5 protein-coding genes are annotated in these 7116 nt (G+C 38.2%); 2 read left to right on the forward strand and 3 right to left on the reverse strand.

The genetic code is table 11. The annotated features are described in order from the left end of the window. Nucleotides 1-1562 (forward strand): outer membrane beta-barrel protein (locus BACCOPRO_RS08760; protein ID WP_008142878.1); only part of this gene is annotated, 1562 nt, incomplete at its 5' end. A 104-nt stretch (nt 1563-1666) separates the two neighbouring features. On the opposite strand, the gene BACCOPRO_RS08765 is transcribed toward BACCOPRO_RS08760, so the two are convergent. The 3 genes from BACCOPRO_RS08765 to BACCOPRO_RS08775 all read right to left on the reverse strand — a co-directional run bounded on the left by BACCOPRO_RS08765 (nt 1667) and on the right by BACCOPRO_RS08775 (nt 4603). Continuing rightward, a complete protein-coding gene (locus BACCOPRO_RS08765) occupies nt 1667-2560 on the reverse strand; it encodes a fimbrillin family protein (RefSeq protein WP_040311346.1) in 894 nt (297 codons plus the stop codon). A 515-nt stretch (nt 2561-3075) separates the two neighbouring features. Continuing rightward, nucleotides 3076-4182: a DUF4934 domain-containing protein gene (locus BACCOPRO_RS08770; protein ID WP_008142884.1), complete on the reverse strand. Its 1107-nt coding sequence runs from the start codon at nt 4180-4182 to the stop codon at nt 3076-3078. 13 nt (nt 4183-4195) lie between these two features. After that, on the reverse strand, nt 4196-4603 hold the full coding sequence (locus BACCOPRO_RS08775) for an energy transducer TonB (RefSeq protein ID WP_008142886.1): 408 nt from the start codon (nt 4601-4603) through the stop codon (nt 4196-4198). An 895-nt stretch (nt 4604-5498) separates the two neighbouring features. Here BACCOPRO_RS08775 and BACCOPRO_RS08780 point away from each other — a divergent pair. After that, nucleotides 5499-7088: a beta-N-acetylhexosaminidase gene (locus BACCOPRO_RS08780; RefSeq protein WP_008142888.1), complete on the forward strand. Its 1590-nt coding sequence runs from the start codon at nt 5499-5501 to the stop codon at nt 7086-7088. The last annotated feature ends 28 nt before the right edge of the window (nt 7089-7116 follow it).

Consider the following 7116-nt stretch of genomic DNA (forward strand, 5'->3'; position numbering starts at 1 on the left):
ATAATGTATATGATCGCAAAACTACCAGAGAAGAATCTGTATACGCCAATTCTTCAGCATCGTCTTTGTTTGATTATAATACAGATTCTAGAGAAAATGACTACTTAGGCAGCCTTAATCTGGAATGGAAAACCAAGCAAGGCCATAAGTTTTTTGGAGCTGCAACCGGTTTCTATGATAATGGCAGAAGTAATGCTAAAAATGCCATGATATTCCATATAGATGAACAACAAAGAGAGCATACACAAGGCATAGCTACTCAAAATTATGATGATGATTTATATACAGTAGAAATGGAATTTACATCTAATGATACACTTCGCCACCAACATACAATTGGCTATGGGGTTATATGGGGTAAAGCACATAACAACGGTATCAATAGCGAAGTAACAGACGACTACGGAGATATTTCTGAATTGCAACACAATACAATTAATCGGCATTACGGCAGTCAACATCAAATGAAATATAATTATAAACTTTTGATCAATACCTCATCAACTTTAAAAGCCGGTTCGCATTTTTCTATCGGTAACATAAATCCCAAAAGTCAATTTATAGAAAAAGAAATAATGAATGAAGATTTCTTATATTCAGATCAATACAAAATGCATGAAAATGTGTATGGAGGATTTGTGGAATATGATTATAAGAATAAAAATATCTTTATGTCAGTAGGATTACGATTAGAATATACTGACTTCTCTACAATATCGAGAATGAACAGTCAAGAGTATATTTATAATCGTATGGATTATTTCCCGTTCTTCTCTATTAAACATAAATTCAGCTCAGTAGCAGATATTTCCCTACGGTTAGCTTCAGGCATTGAACGGCCACATTTTTTGGACTATGTTCCCAATTATAGGTATATTTCTAAATATGCTTATTCTATTGGAAATCCGAATCTTAAACCATCCAGATTTTATTCCGCTACAGTAGGAGGGTTGCTGTTTGACTTCTTATATCTCGAATTGACCTATTTACATACGAAAGATATTATTAGTCCTATAAGCAAAAATGAAGCAAATTCATTCGAGGAAGTAACCACCCCCCTAAACTCGTCAGATGAAAATAGGTTTGTTTTTCAAATGAGTTGTCCATATGTTTTATTGAACAACAAGTTATCCGGATATTTGGGCACATGGCTTGGATATGCCAAATATACAAATCTTAAAATAGATTTAGGCGAATTCTATAATATGGATTTAAAAGGCTTTTATTTGACAAACCAGACACAATATGAAGTATTGGATAATCTGAACATAGGTTATAATCTATATTACCAGCCTAAACTATATTTACAACAAGCTATTGGAGATCCTTATTTTAAATTGGGTTTTGATGTCTCATATAGAATTAAAAGATTTGACATTGGCTTTAACGTTTCTAACATTTTGAACAGAATGAATAAAGGTGTGGATCTAAACGACCAGGCATATACAAGATATATAATCAATAAGAATCAGCCGATTTATTCATTGACAGTAAAATATAATTTGGGCAATACGAATAAGAGGAAATATCATGAAATCATTGATTCGTCGAGATTTAAATAAACTATTGTAGAATCAGAGATATTCAGTAACCTCAATTATCAATATAGATTAGATTATCGCATTTGTCCTGCCGGCAGAAAACTGCCGGCAGGACAAAAAGTTTCTCACCACTTGTTAATAATAGAAGCCCGATATGTAATCGTATCAGCCCCGATAGTCAGCTCAATACGATAATTCTGTCCGACAGACAAATACGAAATCAAATCATAAAAATCAATCGTTTCCGTCAGATTCTCTCCGTTACGGGTGTAGTTAACAGCCAATTTAATTTTCATACAATCCTGAGGAATCAGCAGCATCTTATCAAAAAGGCTTAATTGACTGACAGGCTTCAGCACTCGTTCTATCTTCTTTTGGAAAGGAGTATCGGCCTTACCGACAACAGCAGCAGGTTTCCACGAAGATTCGCCTGAATCCTGTTCCAGAGTGCCTTTAACCGCTATGTCATAAAAAGACGCATCATGAATCGTAGCAGTAACTCCCTGATCAGTTTTAACGATTATCTGTAACTGGGCAAGCTCATGCCTAAACTCCAGCCCGACTTTCTCCGGCTTTTCTTCTGCTTCATATCTTGCCCACCCAACCAGAGCGGTCATCAGATCCACGGCTTCATCACCAGTTCCGGAGCAGTCAAAGTCAGCAACAGAAATAACTCCATCAGCCGTTACACTGACTCTCGTTCCGCTCCCTTCCAATGGATACACCGGAGACACAGCATAGAACCTGTGAATTTTCTCCATTGTCCAGTAGCGTCGTCCTCCTTCATAAGCCCAGGTACCATCTGTCACCTTATCGCCCTCGAATATGGGAACAGGAGAATCCTCAGTAAGATACCATCCCCATAACCGGAAATCACCCATTCCTTGTGCATCGCTCACTGTACCATATATATCCGTCAGCGAAGCCTGAAAAGCAATGGGGTATTCAATCACCTCAAGATCTGCTTCCACATTGGAAGTACAAGCAACCAAACAAGCCGACAGCCAAGCTATCGCCATCAGCCTAACCTTAAGATAAACAGCCTTCATAATCTCTATAATTTATAACAATCAGACTAAAGTTCTGGCTAATATACCCCATGCGGATAAACACATATGGAGTTGCTAAATATACAAATAAAATCCGAATAAACCATGACAAAACGACAATCTTCCGGCATTGAGCGGACGATCAATCCCAATCGAGCAGACGATCGGCCGGAATCGACCGGAGAATCTTACGGTATCGAGCAGACAATTCTACCGTATCGTGCTGGTGGAACTTTTGTTTTCTCCTAGTGGAACTTTTATTTTCTGCTGGTGAAACTCTTGTTTCGTCTTGATGAAACTCTTGTTTCGGACTGACGAAACACCCGCATCTTGCAGAGAATACAGAGCCTTATTACTGAGAATATCTCACCAAAAAGCGAAACAATTTATCGGCAAGACGAGCATACAGAAACAAGGCTGTCTCACAATTCTGAATCCTGAAACAGCCTTACTTTCACAAATCCAATATTACTTAGGAATAATTTCTATTTCTTCAGCTTACCCAAAAACATGATGTTGTTGTCGTCCTCATCAATGGTATCCAGCAAGGATTGGAGCTTTTTCCGGTCTTCTTCGGTACAGTCACTGTCATTCATGCGATCCTGGATATATTCAATGAGATAACCGGGCTCAAAAATACGCCACACCCATCCGTCCTTGAAATTAAGCATGACTTTCATGCCGCCGCAGTAATCATTGACCAGTCTTACATAGCGGGCCTGTTGCTTTTCCTTATCCACAAAGATGTTTCCTTTTCCGAAAACTATCGCAATATAATATCCGGGTATTTCATTATAGATGTGGATGGGCTTATCTTCCATTGCTCCGAAATCTAAGGTAAATTTGGGAACAATTCTGTTTTCCGATTTTATATAATGGTACAAGGTATCAACGGATGTTAAATGGAAACTTAAATCAGGAACATTATGATAAGCAAAAATGTCCTGATTGTAATTATTTACTTTAAAATAAGGTGCTTCTTCCAGTTGAGCTATTAATTTTCCTTCTTTACTATATTGGGAGACTAGCGGACTTTCCCCAGTCGTCTGAACGGGCAGATGAACAATGGAAAGTGATTTATCTTCCCCAAGTTCAAATTTAGGCTTATTTAGTTCGTAGTCTATCTTCCTGTCCTCAAGAAAGTTTCCTTTCAGATCATATATTAGGATCTTGTCAAAAGAAGCAAAACAACCTAAATAGATTTTCTGTTCCTGCTCATCAATGGCTGCATCATAAATACTCATAGGATATTCACCGGGACCCTGTCCGATCTTTCCGGCCGTACATAAAAATTTGCCATCACTGTTAAATAGCATATAAGGTTGACTTGCAGTTATTCCAATACCAATATAATGATCGGTGATGGTAGGAAGGGTCCGGTAAGTAAATATTGCCTCCGGGCTGTTATCAAACCTGACAATTCGGAAATTCTCTACCAGATCACTCAGTTTTATATCGACTGTATCCTTGACATTCGAATAATGGCAGACCGTCAGGCCGGTTTCTTTATTATATGAAACGGTATTGTCTTTGGGGCCGCATCCGTACAGAGCGGAGAAAAAGCAAAGGCTAAAGAATAATGTTTTTTTCATAAGAACTTATTTTTTATTTAAAGACCACTGTTATAGGGGCTCTTAATTTTGAATACACATTTTTTCCTTTCACTTGTGCAGGCCTGAAAGGTGGAAGTTGTTTCAATACTCTGATGAATTCCTTATCAATCTCAGGCTGGATTCCTTTTACGATAACCACATCAATTACATTCCCTTTGTCATCAATTATCAGATCTACTTGCCCTTTTCCGTTTACAGGAATTTGTTCACCATTAGAATCAATAAGCGGATATTTGAATAATTTAGTATAGAATTCTACCAGCTTTGTGCCAGTCAAAGAAGTAAATGCACTTACATCAACTTCCGATTGTTCATAGATTCTGGGGGTATCTTTTTTTGATACATCCTGAAGAGTTTCCGGAGCATTGGTTTCCACCTCTGAATCATCTACTTTGGTCATTTCTGTTTTATCAGCCTTCGAAACTTCTGCTTTGCTTGTTTCCGCGGTCTCTTTTGCAGAATGTCCGCTACAGGAACAGCAACAAGACAATACAAATAAAAATAATATGTAACGCATAGTGATTAATTTAAAATAAGTATTCTGTATTTATTTGCACCGAAAGTTAAACATTTATCGCTAAAAAACCATAAAAATAATCATGTTATTAGATTATGCCAGAAAACATCCGTTCCGCACTTCTTCCGCAACAGAAAACACACTCCGCAATAAAGGCACAGGCTTGGATAGTCACCATTAAAGATATATGAATCAAGCATTTACCCAGAGAAAGAGCACCTTCTTCTCATCATCTCTGCCAGCTTTGCCAGCCTATATATAAACTTATAGGGAAAGTGCGGACAAAAGTCCTAAAAAAGATTTAGAATATCTGTCCGCACTAACTATATAGGTTTAAAAAGGGATTGGCAAAGCTGGCAGAAGACAGATATTTCCCCAGGGGAATTCACTATCAGTCAATCAGATAATTCTTTCCCGCATTTTAAATCATCTTTGCGGAACTTATGAAAGCGGAAACAGTTTCAGTAAAATCCGGAAATATTTGTACATTAAAAAAAATCACTTTCTTTGTGTAATTTTAAAATAATCTGAATTATGAAACGCATATTACTTCTTGGGTTGTTTATCTGTAACCTTTTGGGAATGGAAACAATCGCACAGAACATTACAGGGAGCATAATCAACAAACAAAATAAACGATAGCTGCGTTTCTGTCATTCAGTAATACATCTTCAATACCTACAATGAGGAATTCAACGGAATAATAATGAAATCAAGCGGCGTTTACAATAGTTTTTCCTATCTTTGCACACATAACTATTTTTATTTTCCAGTCCATATGAAAAACCTTTTTCTTACCCTCGTATTGAGTTTGTTCTGCATGACAATGATCGGACAGGACAATACGTCTGCATTAATCCCAATGCCAAACAAAATCATTAACGGCAATGGAGCTGTATTCACTGTCAATGCCAGACATTCAGCCATCACTTTCGACAACAAAGAGCTAAAGTTTGCGGCTGAGAAACTTCAGGATATATTCAAAAGAAGAATGAGCGAAAATCTCAATATATCCCCGACAGGCAATGGCACCATCAGACTTATCATTGACAACAGTCTTGAGCACAAGGAACAATATTCACTGGAGATCAACAATAAAGGAATAACCATAAAAGGGGCTTCAAAAGGAGCAGTTCTTTATGGTGTTATCACTCTTGAACAGATTCTGATGGGAGATATATGCATGACTTCACAAAAGAAAATCCGTGAAATCTATATCTACGACAAACCCCGTTTCGAATACAGGGCTATGATGCTTGATCCTGCCCGCAATTATCTGCCAGTAGAAAGCATCAAATTCTTTATTGATAAAATGACACTATTCAAATACAATGTATTACAACTTCACCTTACAGACGATCAGGGATGGAGAATATATATTGAGAAGTATCCACAATTAGCCAGTAAAGACCACTATACCAAAGAAGAACTCAAAGAAATCATTAAATATGCAGAAATGCGCAATGTTACGGTTATTCCGGAAATTGATATTCCAGGACATACCTGTGCCATGCTTTCTGCCTTTCCTGAGTTCAAGTGCGAACACAAGTCAGCCACTCCCATTGAATTAGGGAAAAGCGTAGATATGATGCTATGTGCTTCAGTCGGGAAAGTATATACAGTTATTGATGATATTATAAAGGAAACTTCGAAAATATTCCCTGCACCATATATACATCTCGGTGGAGACGAAGCTGCCATAAAATATAACTGGGCTGAATGTCCACGCTGCCAAAAACTGATGGCAGAACTAAAATACGAAGATCCTTCCCAACTTATGATACCATTCTTTAGTAAAGTTCTCAAAAGTGTAAAAGAGGCTGGGAAGAAAGCCATATTATGGTGTGAGCTTGACAATATATATATGCCGGCTAATGATTACCTCTTCCCCTATGATCCGGAAGTCACACTTGTAAGCTGGCGTGGGGGACTTACACCCAAGTGCCTGGAACTTACCCGAAGACATGGGAATCCGGTCATCATGGCTCCCGGTGAATATACTTATCTTGACTATCCTCAATACACCGGAGATTTCCCGGAATTCAATAATTGGGGAATGCCGATAACCACACTGGAAACATGTTACCAGTTTGATCCCGGCTATGGAGAACCTCTTTCCGGTCAGAAGCACATAAAGGGGATTATGGCAACACTCTGGGGAGAAGCCATCAAAGACATCAACAGAGCAACTTATATGGCATATCCCAGAGGTCTGGCCCTCTCCGAAGCCGGCTGGACTGAAATGAAAAACCGTAACTGGGAGTCTTTCAAAAACAGAATGTATCCTAACCTGATGAACCTCATGAAGGAAGGAGTATCAATACGGGTACCCTTTGAGATCGAACAGAAGCTGGAAAATTACCGATAGTCAGATTTCCCGGACCGGCATTCCGATG

Source organism: Phocaeicola coprophilus DSM 18228 = JCM 13818 (assembly GCF_000157915.1).
In the GTDB taxonomy this organism is placed as follows: domain Bacteria; phylum Bacteroidota; class Bacteroidia; order Bacteroidales; family Bacteroidaceae; genus Phocaeicola; species Phocaeicola coprophilus.